A 17,048-nucleotide genomic window follows, 5' to 3' on the forward strand; every position below is an offset into this window, starting at 1 on the left:
GAAGGAAGCTTCTTCTTTTTTTACGTCCCAGGAGGGATTCGAACCCCCGACCGACGCCTTAGAAGGGCGTTGCTCTATCCAGCTGAGCTACTGAGACAAATATGTATAATAAATTTTCGGCGCGGTTCTTATTATACTCTGATTTCTATATTTTTCAATAGTTTTATAAAAAAATTAATAATTATATTTAAATACGGGTTTAAAGGCATCGCTTGTAATCAAAAGAGGAATTTTCGAACGACCTCTATGCATGTATTTTACTGTATTATTGTATTATTCTCATACTCCAATCTCATCGAGAATATGATAGCTTGAACCAGGTTATATTGAGGAGATCGGGACAACTGGAGCAAGTTGATCACAATACATGTTTATTGGCAGAGTTGTTGGGTAATGTTTTGCATACATATAATTCAATGTTCCATTGAAGGAGAGAATCGTCATGAGACAACTTTTATCAGCCCTATCCTACTTTAGTATTTTCTTTGCCCCATTCCTGTTTCCCATCATTATATGGATTGTAGCCAAGGATGCTTACATTGAGGGACATGCGAAACGCGCCTTGTTTTCACATGTATTCCCCTTTCTGGCTGCCATTCCGCTATTCTATTTCTTCGTGACTGCACATAGCCTGGGTTCAGCCGTCGGGTTTGTCATTCTATTTTTTGTGATCTACGGATTAAGCTTTCTGTACAACGTGGTCAAAGGCATTCAAGTGCTGCGCGAGTATGCTTGATCACATAGCCACCTGATCTGATCATCGCATAACAAAACCCGCCGTTTACAACGGCGGGTTTTTCCAGTTCCAGATAAAGATATAACAACAATAGGTTACTGTCTACGTATACTCAACATTGAACCCTATCCCGCTATCACCACATATGTTGCTGGAGAGCGTTGCCTGCTAAGCCCGCCCGATCAGATAACGCTGAAGTGTTGGACCAAGTAAACCAAAGGCAAACAACTCACTTTGAAACCGGGCCTTATCTTCTTCAACTGTCATACCTTCGCTGTTCTCAAATGCGGTATCTGTCGCCTCTTCAAATGCGGTGTGCATATTATTGTTATACCAGTCGATCGCTGAATCAGAGTGGTTGCGTACAATCCGAACGACTTCCAGCGAATTTCCGGGTTGAGTAGAGGCCACGTATACAAGTAATGACGGATCTCCGACATTTCCAGGCTGCACTTCCACTTCTGCACAGGATAATCCGTCTACCTCAGTTAATCTGCGTATTTTGGCATCTTGAATGGCATACATTCGTTATCGCGCTCCTTTTTCTGTGTTCTTATCACGTAGTTTGTTCAATCTGGTATCGTGTCTCTGGTGTGCCTAATCGGTAAATCTCCCGATACACCTGTTGTAATACCGTTTCATACGCCCGGTTTACGGATTCCTCCGGTGTATCTGGCCATGGGAATACCATGCCGGGAAAGGCTTCTTCCTCCTTCTCCTGCATAAGGTTAAGCAGTCCCAGCAAATGCTCCGCTTCCTGCGGCGTTGCCTGAATGATCCATTCATACGATGTTACCGACGGATCAGGAATAACGGAGCGGCCCATGACAGACACATAATACTTCATACTGTCCATTGCATGTTCTCTCCTTCACAGGCATGTTGAGGCCGTTGTCCCTAGAACTAGTTTCCGAAGAGGACAGACATTTTATGCCTGCTTTCGGCATATATTTGTTACGACCTCTGACGAAAAAGACAACATTTGCTGGTTGCCTGTAACGAAGCAACCATACGGATGAATGACTCGACCAAGAAAGGATGAACAAACCATGTGCGGTATTACCGGCTTCATACAGTGGAATCGGGATTTGACCCAGGAATCAGAGCTGCTGGTCCGTATGACGGATAGCTTGTCGAACCGGGGGCCCGACGCTTCAGGTACATGGATCTCCAATCCTTGTGCCTTTGGGCATCGGCGTCTTAGTGTAATGGACCCCGAGAACGGAGCACAGCCCATGCATGCGTTACAGGGAGATACCTCCTATACCGTCGTGTATAACGGAGAACTATACAATGCACCCGAGTTGAAAAAGGAATTGCTCCAGCGGGGGCATCAGTTCCGCACGCAATGTGATACGGAAGTGTTGCTCGCATCTTATATTGAGTGGGGACCAGCATGTGTTGACCGGTTTAACGGCATTTTCGCTTTTGCCATATGGGATGGGGGACGCGAGCAGGTTTTCATCGCACGAGATCGCCTTGGCGTAAAACCTCTGTTCTACAGTAATGCAAAAGACACCCTCGTATTCGGCTCAGAGCCCAAAGCCCTGCTCATTCACCCCGATGTGGAAGCGGCTGTTGGACCGGAAGGATTGGCCGAAGTGTTTATCGTAGGGCCTGCACGGACCCCAGGACATGGCGTATACTCTTCACTGAGCGAACTCAAGCCTGCGCACGCGCTGATTTATAACCGAAATGGGATCCGAACCTATGCCTACTGGAAACTGGAAAGTCAGAATCACGAGCATAACCTGGAAGAGACGGCAGCCGAGGTGCGTACGCTCTTGCAAGATACACTGGAGCGCCAGTTGGCTTCGGATGTTCCCGTATGCTCTCTTTTATCAGGAGGACTGGACTCCAGTGCATTGTCAGCATTAGCCGTGGATTATTACAACCGGACCGGGCAAGGCCAAGTCAGTACCTATTCTGTCGATTATGTGGATAACGCCAAGCACTTCCAGGCGCATTCCTTTCAGCCGGGTGCAGATGGCCCTTGGATCAAACGAATGGTGGAGGAACTCAAGACCGATCATCACTGGATTGAAATTGAGAATGGAGAGCTGGTTCATGCGCTGACACAGGCCATGCTAGTAAGAGATCTGCCAGGCATGGCAGATGTGGACTCCTCGCTCTATCTGTTCTGCAAAGAGATCAAAAAAGGGGCCACGGTTGCCATTTCAGGTGAAGCAGCGGATGAGGTATTTGGCGGTTACCCCTGGTTCCATCGGGATGAGATGCTGAACTCCGGTACGTTTCCATGGTCTGTAGCACCTGACATGCGAGCAGGGCTTTTATCACCTGACATACGGGAATGGATTCGCCCACTCGACTATCTTGCAGACCGCTATTCGGATGCAGTGGCTGAAGTGCCTCTTCTGGATGGGGAAACGGGTAAAGCTGCACAAATGCGTGTGATGTCCTATCTGAACATTACACGTTTCATGCCTACTCTTCTGGATCGCAAAGACCGAATGAGTATGGGGGCAGGGCTGGAAGTACGGGTGCCTTTCTGTGATCACCGTCTGATCCAATACGTCTTTAACATCCCTTGGGAGATGAAAATAACCGGCGGACGAGAAAAAGGTATTTTGCGTAAAGCACTCGAAGGTGTCCTGCCTGACGATGTGTTATATCGCAAAAAGAGTCCGTATCCAAAAACACATAATCCGCAATATCTGGCCGCAGTCAAACAACAGGTCCTTGATATTCTGGATGATCCTACATCGCCAATTTTGCCATTAATCGACAAAACTCAGATCCGCAATCTTGCGTCTTCACCGGATGCAGCGTCCAATCTGCCCTGGTTCGGGCAACTCATGTCGGGTCCTCAGCTATTTGCTTATCTGACTCAGATCAATAACTGGTTGCGGACATATAAAGTCGCTATTCGTTAGAATCATCCTCTGATTTCTCATTCATCAAAAAAAGGTGTCAGGAGAACAGCATAACTGTTACTCTCCTGGCACCCTCTTGTTATATATGCACAATCATTACACTTTGAATCGACTTACGGACTCCTGTAACTCTTCCGCCATGGACGAAAGATCAGTGGCTGCCGAAGCGATTTCCTGCATGGCAGACAGTTGTTCCTCGGACGTTGCACTAACTTCCTCTGTTCCAGCAGCCGCATTCTCTGTTACTTCCATGATGGTCTTCATGGACACACTAATCTGCTCCACACCCGCAGCCATCTGTTCTATTGACGCAGATACCTCCTGAGTCTGACCAGCGACATTGCTGACAGCTTCACGAATTTCTTCGAAAGTACCTCCCGCTTTATGAACAAGCTCCATACCCTCTTGAACCTCTGCGGTTACTTCTCCCATAGATTGAACTGCATCACTCATGCCTTTATTAATGGCAGTAACAAGTACACTGATCTGTTCCGCTGATTTCGCCGATTGGTCAGACAGCTTGCGCACCTCAGTAGCAACTACCTCGAATCCACGACCATGCTCGCCTGCTCTTGCAGCTTCAATGGCTGCATTCAGAGACAGCAGATTGGTTTGTGCAGATATCTCAGTTATACTCTCCACCATGAGCCCAATCTCCTGTGAGTGATTGCCCAACTCCTCAATAACTGCGGCAAGGCTCCGAACAGTCTGATGAATAGAATTCATCTGTCCAACAGCGGATTGAACTGCCTCATTACCAGACAAGGCTTTGGTTGATGCATGGATTGCTTCATTCGACATATTTTGTGTATTCTCTGTCATCTGCTGAAAACCTGTGGATAATTCATTGATCGTATGGAATCCATCTCCCACCATGTTCACTTGAGTATCCATACCGGTCGCAATCTCTTCCATCGTTGTAGCTACCTGTTCAGTGGCCGCTGCTGTTTGTTCTGTACTCGCCGTTAACTCTTCAGAAGAAGCCGCTACCCGATCCGCATTGTGTCCCACCTGATGGATTAATTGACGCAAGTTCCCCATCATCTTATTGAAGGATTCGGCCATATCTCCGATCTCATCCCGATTACGAACAACAATGGCCTCACCTGTGAGATCACCGTCAGCAATCCGGCTTGCAGCTTGTGCAACGGCAGCAACTGGCAAGGAGATCAATCTGCCGATGATCAACGCCACCAGTGTCCCTATTAGAATTGAAGCAATTCCGATGATCGTAATCCAACGAATAACCCGGGCAATCTGAAGATTGGCATCCACCACTCCTGAATTCATGGCATCTTGTTGATGTTTTTCCATTCCTTCCACAATTCCTTCAATCTCAGCAATGATCCCTGGTGCTGTCTCCTGGAACAACCTTGAGATCTCACTGTTATTCCCCTGTTTTGTCAATGTCATGATGTTCTGTGCTAATGCATAATACTTGTTCATTGACTCATCGGATTGCGTAAGGTAATCTTTCATTTTTTGACTTGTGACCGTTGGTTTTAACCCATCACTTAACGCTATGTAATTTTCATAAGCCTTATTAAATTCCTGTTCGTTTTCTGAGCTGTCTTCCATCACATAGTTCCTCAAAGCAATCTGCTGTGATTTAAGATCTATCGACATATTTTTGATGAGTAGTAATTTCGTTGTCCTATCATTAATTAATTCTGTATACGTTCTATCGACAGATACAAATTGGGTATAGGCTATGACTGTCACCGCTACCAATAACAACAATACAGATGAGAATCCCAAGAGTAATTTTCGGCTAATTGATATTCTTTTCATGTTATCCCCCCGAAAGTTCAAATAAAGTACATGGTGTTTCAAACTTCTCGCATCTGGCCTCCCTTAGGCATTATTAAGTCTTTAGACCCATTTGTAAATATATGCAGCGACTATAAACGCCCATATCATCTGAATAAGGGTCTTTATTCCTAAGATTACTAACCCACTAACTATGAAATTTGAACCATAAAGTACTCATGAAATATTTTCAGGAATTTTCAAAGAAATTCACGACTTAACCAGGAGAAACAAATTCACCCTCCACTCGAGAAATCAAAAAATACACCTCCATTATGGCGTGTTCAAACCACTATGGTTTGCTTCACGTTCACTCCGAAGATGTACTTTATGCCGTTCCATATCATTTGTGAGCAATGTAATTCAATCGTGATTCTGTTAGAAAATTGCATTCGCTTAACGAATCAATACCGGATTTCGCTCAAGTAACCCACTACCAAACGTTTCCCTGAAGGGAGAATCCTCCATATGGATATAACCGATGTAACAGCCACATTTTTTCATACGACAGGGCCGATCCGCGGCCAAATCTTCCAGACCATCGCGATACAGATGCCCTATGATTCGGCGATCCTTGTAACACCGCTTCACATGCCCGGACCCTTGTACATAAAATACTTCCGAACCCGCAGCACATCGTTTACCCAAGCTCTCGTAATCCTGCAAATTGCCCTCAAAAAGTGGATCAAGCTCACGTAAAAACTGAATCTCTTCTGGCGAGTAATACTTGGGCCGATCTTTGAAGGCATTAACCCACATATACACATCATCCGGCAACGCCTGTCTCATCGACTCAATGGCGGAGAAAGCACTACGCAGTCCTACCGTACCGACACTAAAAGCAAGTCCCATCTGACGCAAGGTCAGACATTGTTTTACAAAAGAAGCCTCTTTTGTCTCACGAGGATGATACGTCGCCCAAAAGGCTGCTTTATTCGCATCCAGCTCTCTCGCCCAATCCAGTTTGACGGACAGGTTGGTTTGAATTGCAACTTTATCCACATGTGGCATATGGGACAGCTCAACCATCGCTTCACGGTACCAACGACGCACCAAAGCTTCACCATAAGGATTGAAAAAAATCGAAAATTGATGCCCAGCACTCTCCTGCTCCCTCACCCAATCCACAAATTGACGCAATTGTTGTTCATCCACTTCCAACGTCTCTTTGGAATCCACCGTTTTGCTAAAAGGGCAGTACGGACAGTCGTAATTACAGGAAGACAACTTCCCCCGATAATACAAAGTCGCTCTCATGAGAAAACAAACCCTTCCATCTGTTCACGAATTTCGGCAGATATAAGCCAATCTCCAATCGCATCGGAGTAACCTAGCCCTTCTTCTGTCAGACGTAATACGCGTTCGCCTTCCTCCAGTTCAACCCGTCCCATATCTTCCGTAAACAACTCGCTAAGCCAAGGATAATCGGACATCACATCGGTACCGAATCGCTGTTGGTAGTCAGACAATGTCAATCCCTCGCGATGCAGCAAAGCTTTCAGAATAAAACGGCGTCTCTGTTCCTCACGACTTAACACGATACCATAATCCGCCACATCGTAGCGCTCAGTCGCCACATAATCGGCAATGATGCTCTGTGTGGCCTTGTAACTCACGCCGTACTTGGAAGCATAGTGTACTTCACTCGTATAAGAGCGTGCGCCACATCCCAGACCAACCATGCCCTCCTCCTGACAGCTATAAGGCAGAAGCACTTTGGAGGACGATTGTTCCTTGGCAAATCTTCGCATCGAATACTGCACATATCCTTTACTTTTTAAAGTCTCACGTGCAGCTATATACAGCTCCATGCGAATGTCAGGTCCCTGACGACGAATATCATCAGGCTTTACAATCGTATTTTCCCGAGTATACAAAGGATAGATAAAGACTTCGCCCGGCTCGTAAGCCAAAACTCTTTCCAGTGAATAGATCCACGATTCGACCGTTTGCCCCGGCAAACCATAGATCAAATCCAGATTCAATAATGGGAAATCATAACGAGTAAGCTTCTCAAGCGCCCGTTCGACCTCCTGCGGTTTTTGCGGACGATAGATGGCGGATGCTTCAGCTTCAATAAAACTCTGGATGCCCATGCTAACCCGATCCACACTTCGTTCCTTCATAATGGAAAGCTTGGCTTCCGTAACCGTATCCGGTGACGTTTCCACAGAGATCGATGCTTGTGTGGGGTCCAGCCCCATCACATGTTCTGCAATATCAAACAAACGATTCAACTGAACCTCATTCAATAATGTAGGCGTTCCTCCACCAATCGCGAACCTCGAATACGGCCTGCGAGATGTAATAGGTGCCCACTGCTTGGCCTGACGTTCCAGCGCATCCACATAGCGTTCATGCGTATCATCCCGTCGATCCGGCAGGGTGAACAGATTACAGAATCCGCAACGAGCAGCGCAAAAGGGAATGTGCATATATAAAAAATACGTATCCGTATTCTCCCGCTCCCATAAGGACTGCAGCGGCAGCGGTGGGTCCAGCTCCCGATATGCGGTCTTGTGAGGGTAAGAGTATAAATAAGAACGATACGGGAATGCCAGTACTTCACTGAGACCTGTAGTTATATCGGATCCGGACTGTGCGGAATGACCTGTTGTTGTATGTTGTACATGTTTGTCCATCGGTTTCCTCCTGTCTCCGGTTATTGTTATCATAAGCGCATTACATTCTATACGTTCTATACGAAAAATTCACGATAAGGCACCGTCCAGACGACATCATGTGCGAGTCGGTGCCCTCGATAACCGTCTTCACCGTAAGCTGTACCATGATCGGAAAAAGCTAAACAAAAGGCAGGCCGGGCACGTTGCCTCATCGCCTCAAACAATGGCCCAAGAGCTTCGTCTACGTAACGAAGTGCAGCCCGTTGAGTATCCACCGAGTCCTCCTTGGCTCCTTCTACAAAGTAACGATTGGGGCCATGAATGGCAGACACGTTCAAAAACAAAAATAATTTCTCATCCGGCGCAGTCTGTTCCAACAGTTTTAACGCATGCTGTACCTGATGTTCTGTCGATTTGGGGTTGGTTACCCCAAAATTCATTCGCCAGTAGCTCTGCTGGAAATAGCCAGGCAATACTTTTGCAAGCGGGTTTTTTTTCGTAAAAAAAATGACACCGCCAATACAGATCGTGCGATAACCTTCAGCTGCGAACCCGGATACAATATCCGGTGTATCAAACAGCCAGGTATGCGGATGTGTCTTGAGTCCGGTATTCCGGGAATGAAACAATCTTACATGAGATGCCTTATCCGTATTGGCAGGAGTCGGCATGAAACCACCAAAAAAAGCATGGTGCGCCGCATATGTAAAACTGCCAGGGGTATGACGCTTCTCCCACGGACCCGAACCACACAGATTAGGACAATTCGCCTCTTCCAGCTTAGCTACGTCATATCGCAACGTGTCCAAGGTAATCATTAACAGATCATAGGAGCCTACAATGGTGTTCATATCAGGCATGTTGAATAGGCTCCTTTCGCAGAAGTTCCATTTCCCACTCATAGGTTCCGAGGCCATGATGCTCAACCCTGTATAACAGATCTCCAAATGGATTCACATCCAGCACATAGGCACGCGGATTCGAATCACTCGTAAGCATCACATCAATCCCGGCTGACCACGAGTTGGGAAAAGCAGACATGGCTGCCTGCGCTGCCGTCCGAACCAGCGACATACGCTGTTCATCCAGACCCGCTTCAGCAGGCAACATACGTTCATTGCGCAGATGCAAATTAGTTATAGGCGTACGACTAAGTCGTATAATCGCATGGCCTGCCTGTCCACCTGCAACCAGTTGGCGAATATCATAGGCCCGCTGATTCAGCGTGGCTTTGGGCATCCACCGTTCAATCTGTGCGCCTTCTGCACATAACCAGTTCATCAACGTAGCAATCTCTTCACTGCGGGTGTACTTGCGCAGACGTCCTTCATTATAGAAAATCGTCTTGCCCTGCGCCTGTTCCATTCCCATCGTCGTTATGGCGATTTCATCACCCGTACGTGGGTTAATCTGATACGCGACAACACCTGAGGCCCCCGAACCGCACGCAAGCTTCACAAATACACGGTTCATACCGGCCGATTGCATCGCTGTACGCAAGTCAGTGTAACTTCGAATCGGCTGTGAAGACTGGAGCGTAGGAGGTACATGAACCCCCTGAGAGTATAGATGCTGCTGACATGTTCTCTTGTCAAACATCAATTGGATGTCAGCAGGATCATTCATGAATCGAACTTCAGGCCATATTTCCCGAGCCTCATGGCCGATTCGATCCAGACATGCTTTCCAGCCGCGGAACCACTGAGCAGGGGCATAGATTCTTCCCCACTCCTGTTCCAACGCAAGTACCTGCTCTGCTGAGAATGCCTCTGCCGCCATTTCATTTGCTAAGGATGACGTATCATTCATAACTCCAAGGAATAACAACTCACGCTCTACTTCCCAATCCTCACCAGGAGCATCAATCCGAACGAGGGGCACAGGCAGATTGGAATCTACTATATCAGCGATCGTTCGCCCCTGTCTCCAGTTCTGGAGTAATTGGGCATAAGGCAATACAACGGCAGGTTTCATCCCTAATCTATGCCTGGCCTCTTGCATCCTTTGCGTTCGTCGGTTATGAGGATTTCCGATCAATAATAATGGCTGCTCCCGGTCCAGATCAGGAACATCATCTGATTGATGCAGACTTTCAACTATTTTCGCAAAACCTGACATCAACTATTCCGTTAACGACGGATAACGCCAGTCATCCTCATCACTTTGTTGCTGGTCGCTAACATCTACGGATATACCCGATTGGTTCCAACGACGGATCATTTCATCAGTCATGTAATGGTAACTTAGATCGAGGTGTTTCAATTTCTTGATCTTGTCACTGGCAAGTAAGGCCTCAGCCCCTTCATCAGACAACGTTCCTTGCGATAGATCCAGTACTTCAAGTTGATCCAGAATAGGTGCTTCAGCTGCTGCTTTCGCAATCTCATCCTGAATTTCACTGTCTTTCAGACCCAGGTACACCAGCTTTGGAAATAATCCTTTTTCTAACAAAGGCAGTACATCTTCAATTGAACCATTGAAGCCATAATTATCGACGCCCAGATATAATTCCAGTTTACGCAATTCAGGCAATTTGGCATGGGTGATCGAAGATAATACCTCTTTCGGGAGACCGCCACAGATAATAATCAATTCTTCAAGCTTGGCATGTTGGAGCGGCTCCAGACTAAGGCCGCTACTGCCCTTAATCGAGAATGATGTTAATTGTGGAAAGGCACCCAATAAGGGAGCAAGATTCGTCTGAATAATCCACGACACTTCACATTCTTCGAATCCCATATCACCGATGAACAGTTTCTTCAATGACGGAAAGCTTGAAGCCGACTCGATGAGCGTGCTCATGAACTCTTGGGGCGAATTCTCATAAGCCTGTCCCCAATCTCCGACGACCAGACTTTCCAATGAGCTGGCCTCTGGTTTAGCCGCCAAATCCTTAATTAATTTTTCCATACGAATGCCGTCCTCATAATCATCGTAGGATACAACAAGCTTCACTTCTTGCATGAGCAAATCCCTCCGTTTAAGGTTCATATATGATTCGTTAATTTGAATGTTAACCCATACCACACACAGCTTGCAACTTCTTCCAACTCCAGTCCCAATGAGATTCCCAATCATGCAATGTGAAGCATTTCTTATGTAGGTACAAGAACATATGTTCTGTAATAAAGTCGCGCAGATAGCCCCCATTATTAGGTATATCGAAGGAGCTTACCTAACCCCATTGGACAACTTCAATTCATATAAAAAAGCGTTAATGGCGGGTGAACCATTCCCTCGGAATGCTCCTGTCCTTCCATTAACGCTTTGATTGTTCACATATCATTAAAATAAAGCAAAATGTTTCCGGTTAATCTCAGCCTTCAAGTCTGGATACGAGCGCTCTCAATGCATGACCACGATGGCTAATCGCTTGTTTTTGCTCGAGCGTAAGCTCTGCCATCGTCATCTCGTATTCAGGTACATAGAAGAGTGGGTCATATCCAAAACCACCAGCACCTGCAGCTTGAGCCGTAATCCAGCCTTCCGCAATGCCTTCTGCTTCATACTTGTCTCCGGTTGTCGGATCGTACAGTACCAACGCACAGACGAATCGAGCGGGACTAAGGAGCGGCTGCTCGGTGTCCTCACCGGATTTTAACGATTCCAGCGTCTCCAGCAACTTCGCATTATTCCGTGCATCCGTTGCTCCTTCGCCTGCATATCTCGCTGAATATACTCCCGGCTCGCCGTCCAACAGATCTACGCAAAGTCCTGAATCGTCTGCCAGAACGGGCAAACCAAGCGCATCACCAACCGCTTTGGCTTTCTTCCAGGCATTCTCAGCAAACGTTACACCGTCTTCCACCACATCCGGCAACTCCGGGTAGTCAAACATGCTCTTGACCTCTTTGCCAAGCGGTGCGAAAGCATGAGCGAACTCACGGACTTTACCCGCGTTGCGGGTTGCGACAATGAGGATTGGGCTGTCCAAGCTCATCTTACGCTTCCCCTAATCCACGCGCGCCAATTTTGAGCGCAATCGGTCCAAGTACTTCTTTTTGACGCTCAATCATCTCCAGAATTCCCTGCTCGCCCAGTTCCAGCATGGCGTTCAGCTCACGGCGATCAAATGGCGCTTCCTCACCTGTCCCCTGAAGCTCAACATATTTACCGCCGCCTGTCATCACCAGGTTCATATCCACCTTGGCTTTGGAATCTTCATCATAGTTCAGATCCAGTACAGGCTGTTCACCCACAACTCCCACGCTTACTGCTGCAATGAAATCCGTAATTGGGAATACTTGCAGTTTGTGTTGTTGAGAAATCTTGTTCACAGCAAGTGCCAGCGCTACAAATGCACCGGTAATGGACGTTGTGCGTGTGCCTCCGTCGGCTTGAATAACATCACAGTCCAGCGTAATCGTACGCTCACCAAGCGCCTGCAAATTGACCACCGAGCGCAATGCCCGACCAATCAGACGCTGGATTTCCATGGTGCGTCCAGTTAATTTGCCGCGATTGGCTTCACGCTGGTTACGAGTGTGTGTTGCACGTGGCAGCATGGAATATTCAGCCGTTACCCAGCCTTTTCCTTGCCCTTTCATAAAGGGAGGAACACGTTCCTCCACTGTAGCTGTACAGATTACCTTTGTATCTCCAACTTCAATCAGTACAGAGCCCTCGGCGTATTTATTCGTGTTCACTGTTAAATTCAGCGGGCGCAGCTGTTCGCTGTTTCGTCCGTTTGATCTCATTTTTTCTGCCTCCTACGACTTAAGCATCCTGTAATGCTGAGCTTGTTAACAATTTTACGAATCCCTTATATTTTACCAAAGAGTTCGGTTAAAAGCATCCTTATGCATTCTGCGTTCATTAAATCGGAATTTCGTTGATATATTCAGGCTTGGAAACAGGCGCACTGTAATCCCGGTTATCGTCACCCATGACCGTTTTTTGGCCGTTCCATTCGATCTGCACTTTGGCATCCTTGCCGGCTGTATTCTCCGCGGTCGTTAATACGACAGACTGTAACAGCTCGCTAGGTACGATATCCCCTTCGGCAAACATATCATCTTTCAAGGCAACCGTTACTGTGCCATCCTCAGCCGTTTTGACCGATTGCAGCTCTGTTCCGCCTGTCATGACTTCTTCCAATTCGCCGCCTTTGTCAGGTCCCTTGATCAGCTCATTCAATGCTGCCTGCACCCGATCTTCGCCAGGGGTAACGAGACGTGTAACTGGAACATAATATTGAATGCCTGCTGGTGAAGCAGCTGAGAAATAGACCGTGACCGGGCTGCTGTTCGCCACTAATGTTTCACCCAGATCCAGATTGATTCCCACAGCCCGATTCAGCGGTTCAGGCAAAGGTGTGCTGTTCACCGGCATTTGTGTTAACTTTTTGCCATCCACCCAGATCTGCACATTCTCCACATCAGGAGTTCCCGTCAATGTCCACGTGACAGCTTCTAGCATTTTCCGTTCTTGCTTCGCATCATACTTGGCAAAATTACCCGAGAACTCCACGACCGCCAGCTTGTCATCCGCGTGAATCGTTACATTCTGTACAACCGTCCCCTGCGGGAGAACGCCCTGGAATCCTTCCGGCAGCATACCCGCATATGCCCCGCCTGTGACAAGTGTATCCAATGCTGTCTTCGGACTGCTGGCATCTGTTCCAGAAGGAAGTGTCAGGGATACCGGAGCGAGCAGCCCCTGCTGGTCTTGCAGATATACCGTCGTTAACGGGAGCGTTGCAAGTGCCCCATTCCCTTCGGCCGCCTGAATCATGGCTGCTTCCTGAATGGGCGGTGGTGGATCAACAGCTTCGGAAGACTGTGCTCCAAACATGCCACAACCTGACAACACCATCGGAATGCTCAGCAGCGCAGCTGCCGATACCGTACGCAAAGATTGGATCTTTCTCATGATCACGTTCCCCCTCATCATTTTTACAGTTTGTACTACCATGTATACGAGCCTTTGTCCAAAAAATAACTAAAAGATCATAGCATCGCTGAAAACTTATAAATTCGATGATCTTAAAGAAACGTAAAACCGGTTAATACGTATTAGGAAGCAAGAGTAGGGACATTGCTAACTTCAGAGGAGGAATCGCCCATGGAACATCCTGAGCAAGAAAAAATCCCTTACAGCCTGAATAGCCGCAAGGTCGCGGAGGCAACAAGGGAATGGCTGCATAAGCGGGGCGTCACGATCCCTGAGATCGCAGAACTGGTCATGTTATTGCAGAAAAAATATTATCCTGGTCTTACGATGGAAGAATGTATCGAAAATGTGGAGATGGTTCTCCGTAAACGTGAGGTACAGAACGCTGTCCTGACCGGGATTCAGCTTGATATTCTGGCAGAACAGGGGCAGCTCATATCTCCTTTGCAGGAGATGATTGAGAATGATGAAGGGTTGTATGGCGTGGATGAGATTTTGGCATTCTCCATCGTCAATGTATATGGCAGTATCGGATTTACGAATTATGGCTATGTGGACAAGCTGAAGCCAGGGGTGCTCGAACGACTGAATGACAAGAGCCTGGGTCCTGTCCACACCTTCTTCGATGATATTGTCGGTGCGATTGCATCGGCAGCAAGCAGTCGGATCGCCCATCGCAAACAATCCGAGCTTGAAGAAGCACTGGGCGAAAAACCTGTCAGCGATGACACGGTATAACACGTAACTCGTTTCATTCCTGAAATCATGTGGATCATTGGACATGTGTGAGAATGCTTGGTGAAATGATTCTTTGAGGAAATAACTGTACATGGAAAAAGCGGCCTGATGGCCGCTTCTTTTGCATGTGTACGATACTTTTTGATGATCCACATATTATTATTTCAGATGTTTAGGTCGTACCGTTCCCGCCAGACCATAACCTTCAACCCACTTCTGCTCGGTAGCTGGCTCAGCTGATGCCCATTTCGGTCCAATCGTGATTTCCGGGCCTTTGCGCTCTCGCAACATGCCACGCAGCACAGTGATGCCGATTATGCTGAGTCCGGTAAATACATACATCATTCGCATGATAATGTTACCAGAATCTGATCCTGTTACCATGCCGTGAACCAGCAGACCTACGAATACGGGATAGGACAGCATGTGGAACATGAACCACCATTTGCGGCCAAGCTTGTTCCGCAGATCACTGGATAAGAGAACGATCACTAATCCGTAGAAGGATAATGTTCCCAGACCACTGCCGATCGGATGCACAGAGGCGGTAAAAGGAATCAGAAGTTCTCCCCAAGTAAACGGGCTGTAGTGATCAATATATAACGTTAACGCATGCACGAGTCCAAGTCCGAAGGCGAGCCAGGTCGTTCGTGTATGCCATTTGAACATGGCTGCTTTCGGTTTGCCTTTAGCCATAGGCATCCCTTGAGCAATGCCCAGAAATACTCCTGCAAAGAGCAGCACATAAGCAGCAATCCCACTAATTCGAATGATATTCCACGTCGGCAGGTAATCTACAATCCATTGTGCCATAACCGGCTCCCCCATATCTGTTAGACTTGTTCCCCGTTTAAATCAGACTGAAGCGATGATCCGGATCAAAACCGGGCCAGTGCTCAGCAAGCGTATCCGTATTTCCTCTAAAATAAGTGCTTCCATCCTGTGTTATCCACAGGACGTCATGCCGATCATAGTGCCGGTTTAACCAGCCCACCGCCTCTGCACTCCCCAGAATGCAGACCGTCTTGGCAATAATCTCGCATTGCGAAGCATGCTGTCCCAAAACGGTGCACTGTAACACATCCGTATTCGCCGGTTCCATTGTCCGGGGGTCAATGAGATGATGCGCAAGGCTTCCGTCTGAATTATGCCATTGTCTATGCGCAATACCCGAAGTGGCAACAGCTCCTCGCTGTAAGCGAACCGTACCTGACACATCCCCCTGTTCTTGCAAAGGATCTGCTACTTTCAAGGTCCACTGGGGATGATCCGATGTGCCCCATACCTGAACATCTCCACCGGCGTTAATTAAACCCGCCGGGATATGCAATGTTCGCTGCAACCAGTCCGCAATGCGCTCCACTGCCCATCCCTTAACGATCCCTCCCAGATCCAGCTCTGTTCCAGGGTCCAGATGAACCATCCGGCTACCTTCCCGCTGAATCCATCCCGGACGACCGTGGTCATGCCGATCTTCCATCATTCCTGAACTTTCAGGTGTTCTCGTTCGCAAAATGCGTTCAAGCAGCGGACGTTGCGGTTGTCGTTGTTGCAGTTTCTCGAAGCTTAGATCATATCCCGAAGCCTGAAGAGCTTGCGAGATACCCGGTTGGAAAATCCCTTCAGTCAGTCCAATATACCCATAGGCCAGACTCAAAACTTCATCCATCGCAGCAGAAATGGGCATCCATCCGTTCGCATGATTCAGACGATTCAGTTCACTGTCTGCCACAAACCGGCTAAAGCGCTGCTCTTGCGTCCCAAACCAATTCCTCACCAAGGTTGCTGCATGCTCAACTTGTTCCTTCCCGGCGGACAGCTGCACTTCAACATCCGTGTTCATCGCACGGAATTGAAACCTGAGCGGACAAGCAACTTGCACTGTGCGGCTCATGATGCACCTGTGCGTGACTGATAGTTGCCACTGCTGGTTCCGGAGTCTGTATCCTGATTACTTTGCCCGAAACGCTGAGCATCTGAATAACTTCCCTTATTGCTCATGGTCCGATCCGGCTGAGTTGCTTGTGTGTTGCCGGATGTTCCATTATCTTGACTATCCTTATTGTCATTGTCCTGCGTATTCCAGTTATGGCTGTCTGTTGTGCTACTAATCCACTCATCCATCACATCATCACGCGTACCTACCTGGCTTGAAGCAGTAACGCTTGTATCTGTGCCATTCGCTGCTGCGTAAGCCACATCAAAAGCATCCGAAGTTCTTACATATTGAAAGAGTGCAGCCACGGTTAACGTTGCTGCCGCTGAAGCTTGCCATTTTCTCCATTGATTCCGTTTTCTTCTGGTCATCGCTCTTCCCTGCTTTCTTTAGCGAAGTTCATAGATGTATCATAGGCA

At 47.6% G+C, this 17,048-nt stretch carries 17 protein-coding genes and 1 tRNA gene; 3 read left to right on the top strand and 15 right to left on the bottom strand.

The genetic code is table 11. From position 1 onward, the window contains the following. Positions 1-23: 23 nt before the first annotated feature. Positions 24-97 (bottom strand) — tRNA-Arg (locus MHH93_RS21520). A 345-nt stretch (positions 98-442) separates the two neighbouring features. Between MHH93_RS21520 and MHH93_RS21525 the strand changes: the two genes are divergently transcribed. Next, the gene (locus tag MHH93_RS21525) at positions 443-736 is read left to right on the top strand and encodes a magnetosome magnetite crystal formation protein family (protein ID WP_440391609.1); all 294 of its coding nucleotides are present in this window, start codon (positions 443-445) and stop codon (positions 734-736) included. Positions 737-904: 168 nt separating this feature from the next. Here the strand turns inward: MHH93_RS21525 and MHH93_RS21530 are convergent, their stop codons facing one another. Next, complete coding sequence (locus MHH93_RS21530) at positions 905-1,261, bottom strand: hypothetical protein (protein WP_500055682.1); 357 nt, start codon at positions 1,259-1,261, stop codon at positions 905-907. A gap of 31 nt (positions 1,262-1,292) precedes the next feature. Then, positions 1,293-1,592, bottom strand: a complete 300-nt coding sequence (locus MHH93_RS21535; protein ID WP_215075788.1) for a hypothetical protein — start codon at positions 1,590-1,592, stop codon at positions 1,293-1,295. Positions 1,593-1,785: 193 nt separating this feature from the next. Between MHH93_RS21535 and asnB the strand changes: the two genes are divergently transcribed. After that, positions 1,786-3,630, top strand: coding sequence for an asparagine synthase (glutamine-hydrolyzing) (asnB, locus tag MHH93_RS21540; RefSeq protein ID WP_500055683.1), 1,845 nt, complete (start codon positions 1,786-1,788; stop codon positions 3,628-3,630). A 96-nt stretch (positions 3,631-3,726) separates the two neighbouring features. Here asnB and MHH93_RS21545 read toward each other — a convergent pair whose 3' ends face one another. The 9 genes from MHH93_RS21545 to MHH93_RS21585 all read right to left on the bottom strand — a co-directional run bounded on the left by MHH93_RS21545 (position 3,727) and on the right by MHH93_RS21585 (position 13,934). After that, positions 3,727-5,421 carry a methyl-accepting chemotaxis protein gene (locus MHH93_RS21545; RefSeq protein WP_500055684.1) on the bottom strand — a complete coding sequence of 565 codons (1,695 nt, stop codon included), beginning with the start codon at positions 5,419-5,421 and terminating at the stop codon, positions 3,727-3,729. Between the two features lie 414 nt (positions 5,422-5,835). Next, positions 5,836-6,696: an STM4011 family radical SAM protein gene (locus tag MHH93_RS21550; protein ID WP_500055685.1), complete on the bottom strand. Its 861-nt coding sequence runs from the start codon at positions 6,694-6,696 to the stop codon at positions 5,836-5,838. Continuing rightward, on the bottom strand, positions 6,693-8,081 hold the full coding sequence (locus MHH93_RS21555; RefSeq protein ID WP_500055686.1) for an STM4012 family radical SAM protein: 1,389 nt from the start codon (positions 8,079-8,081) through the stop codon (positions 6,693-6,695). Before MHH93_RS21555 ends, MHH93_RS21550 begins: the two co-directional genes overlap by 4 nt. 56 nt (positions 8,082-8,137) lie before the next feature. Then, entirely contained in the window at positions 8,138-8,923 is a 786-nt protein-coding gene (locus MHH93_RS21560; protein WP_500055687.1) for an STM4013/SEN3800 family hydrolase, read from the bottom strand. Beyond that, entirely contained in the window at positions 8,916-10,181 is a 1,266-nt protein-coding gene (locus MHH93_RS21565; protein ID WP_500055688.1) for an STM4014 family protein, read from the bottom strand. The genes MHH93_RS21560 and MHH93_RS21565 overlap by 8 nt, the downstream gene beginning before the upstream one ends. A 3-nt stretch (positions 10,182-10,184) precedes the next feature. Further along, complete coding sequence (locus tag MHH93_RS21570; protein WP_500055689.1) at positions 10,185-11,027, bottom strand: STM4015 family protein; 843 nt, start codon at positions 11,025-11,027, stop codon at positions 10,185-10,187. Between the two features lie 352 nt (positions 11,028-11,379). Beyond that, on the bottom strand, positions 11,380-12,003 hold the full coding sequence (locus MHH93_RS21575; RefSeq protein ID WP_500055690.1) for an XTP/dITP diphosphatase: 624 nt from the start codon (positions 12,001-12,003) through the stop codon (positions 11,380-11,382). 1 nt (position 12,004) lies between these two features. Further along, positions 12,005-12,760: a ribonuclease PH gene (gene rph, locus MHH93_RS21580; protein ID WP_253440370.1), complete on the bottom strand. Its 756-nt coding sequence runs from the start codon at positions 12,758-12,760 to the stop codon at positions 12,005-12,007. A gap of 118 nt (positions 12,761-12,878) precedes the next feature. After that, positions 12,879-13,934, bottom strand: coding sequence for a GerMN domain-containing protein (locus tag MHH93_RS21585; protein WP_500055691.1), 1,056 nt, complete (start codon positions 13,932-13,934; stop codon positions 12,879-12,881). 192 nt (positions 13,935-14,126) lie between these two features. On the opposite strand from MHH93_RS21585, the gene MHH93_RS21590 reads away from it, so the two are divergent. Then, a complete protein-coding gene (locus MHH93_RS21590; protein WP_105601152.1) occupies positions 14,127-14,693 on the top strand; it encodes a phosphatidylglycerophosphatase A family protein in 567 nt (188 codons plus the stop codon). A 159-nt stretch (positions 14,694-14,852) separates the two neighbouring features. Here the strand turns inward: MHH93_RS21590 and MHH93_RS21595 are convergent, their stop codons facing one another. The 3 genes from MHH93_RS21595 to MHH93_RS21605 are packed head-to-tail and all read right to left on the bottom strand — an operon-like array spanning position 14,853 to position 17,000. Next, on the bottom strand, positions 14,853-15,506 hold the full coding sequence (locus MHH93_RS21595; RefSeq protein WP_500055692.1) for a ferric reductase-like transmembrane domain-containing protein: 654 nt from the start codon (positions 15,504-15,506) through the stop codon (positions 14,853-14,855). 37 nt (positions 15,507-15,543) lie between these two features. Continuing rightward, positions 15,544-16,587 (bottom strand): FAD:protein FMN transferase, encoded by a 1,044-nt coding sequence (locus tag MHH93_RS21600; protein WP_500055693.1) that lies wholly within the window; start codon positions 16,585-16,587, stop codon positions 15,544-15,546. Then, positions 16,584-17,000 (bottom strand): hypothetical protein, encoded by a 417-nt coding sequence (locus MHH93_RS21605; protein WP_500055694.1) that lies wholly within the window; start codon positions 16,998-17,000, stop codon positions 16,584-16,586. The genes MHH93_RS21600 and MHH93_RS21605 overlap by 4 nt, the downstream gene beginning before the upstream one ends. Between the last annotated feature and the right edge of the window lie 48 nt (positions 17,001-17,048).

The organism is Priestia sp. FSL H7-0729, from assembly GCF_038005685.1.
GTDB lineage: Bacteria > Bacillota > Bacilli > Paenibacillales > Paenibacillaceae > Paenibacillus.

What these genes read in the sequence shown, in the direction of transcription:
- MHH93_RS21570 (WP_500055689.1), bottom strand. Translation starts at nt 11,027, where the DNA reads ATGCAAGAAGTGAAGCTTGTTGTATCCTACGATGATTATGAGGACGGC.
- rph (WP_253440370.1), bottom strand. Translation starts at nt 12,760, where the DNA reads ATGAGATCAAACGGACGAAACAGCGAACAGCTGCGCCCGCTGAATTTA.
- MHH93_RS21525 (WP_440391609.1), top strand. Translation starts at nt 443, where the DNA reads ATGAGACAACTTTTATCAGCCCTATCCTACTTTAGTATTTTCTTTGCC.
- asnB (WP_500055683.1), top strand. Translation starts at nt 1,786, where the DNA reads ATGTGCGGTATTACCGGCTTCATACAGTGGAATCGGGATTTGACCCAG.
- MHH93_RS21535 (WP_215075788.1), bottom strand. Translation starts at nt 1,592, where the DNA reads ATGGACAGTATGAAGTATTATGTGTCTGTCATGGGCCGCTCCGTTATT.
- MHH93_RS21575 (WP_500055690.1), bottom strand. Translation starts at nt 12,003, where the DNA reads ATGAGCTTGGACAGCCCAATCCTCATTGTCGCAACCCGCAACGCGGGT.
- MHH93_RS21560 (WP_500055687.1), bottom strand. Translation starts at nt 8,923, where the DNA reads ATGCCTGATATGAACACCATTGTAGGCTCCTATGATCTGTTAATGATT.
- MHH93_RS21530 (WP_500055682.1), bottom strand. Translation starts at nt 1,261, where the DNA reads ATGTATGCCATTCAAGATGCCAAAATACGCAGATTAACTGAGGTAGAC.
- MHH93_RS21565 (WP_500055688.1), bottom strand. Translation starts at nt 10,181, where the DNA reads ATGTCAGGTTTTGCGAAAATAGTTGAAAGTCTGCATCAATCAGATGAT.
- MHH93_RS21600 (WP_500055693.1), bottom strand. Translation starts at nt 16,587, where the DNA reads ATGAGCCGCACAGTGCAAGTTGCTTGTCCGCTCAGGTTTCAATTCCGT.
- MHH93_RS21555 (WP_500055686.1), bottom strand. Translation starts at nt 8,081, where the DNA reads ATGGACAAACATGTACAACATACAACAACAGGTCATTCCGCACAGTCC.
- MHH93_RS21550 (WP_500055685.1), bottom strand. Translation starts at nt 6,696, where the DNA reads ATGAGAGCGACTTTGTATTATCGGGGGAAGTTGTCTTCCTGTAATTAC.
- MHH93_RS21590 (WP_105601152.1), top strand. Translation starts at nt 14,127, where the DNA reads ATGGAACATCCTGAGCAAGAAAAAATCCCTTACAGCCTGAATAGCCGC.
- MHH93_RS21605 (WP_500055694.1), bottom strand. Translation starts at nt 17,000, where the DNA reads ATGACCAGAAGAAAACGGAATCAATGGAGAAAATGGCAAGCTTCAGCG.
- MHH93_RS21545 (WP_500055684.1), bottom strand. Translation starts at nt 5,421, where the DNA reads ATGAAAAGAATATCAATTAGCCGAAAATTACTCTTGGGATTCTCATCT.
- MHH93_RS21585 (WP_500055691.1), bottom strand. Translation starts at nt 13,934, where the DNA reads ATGAGAAAGATCCAATCTTTGCGTACGGTATCGGCAGCTGCGCTGCTG.
- MHH93_RS21595 (WP_500055692.1), bottom strand. Translation starts at nt 15,506, where the DNA reads ATGGCACAATGGATTGTAGATTACCTGCCGACGTGGAATATCATTCGA.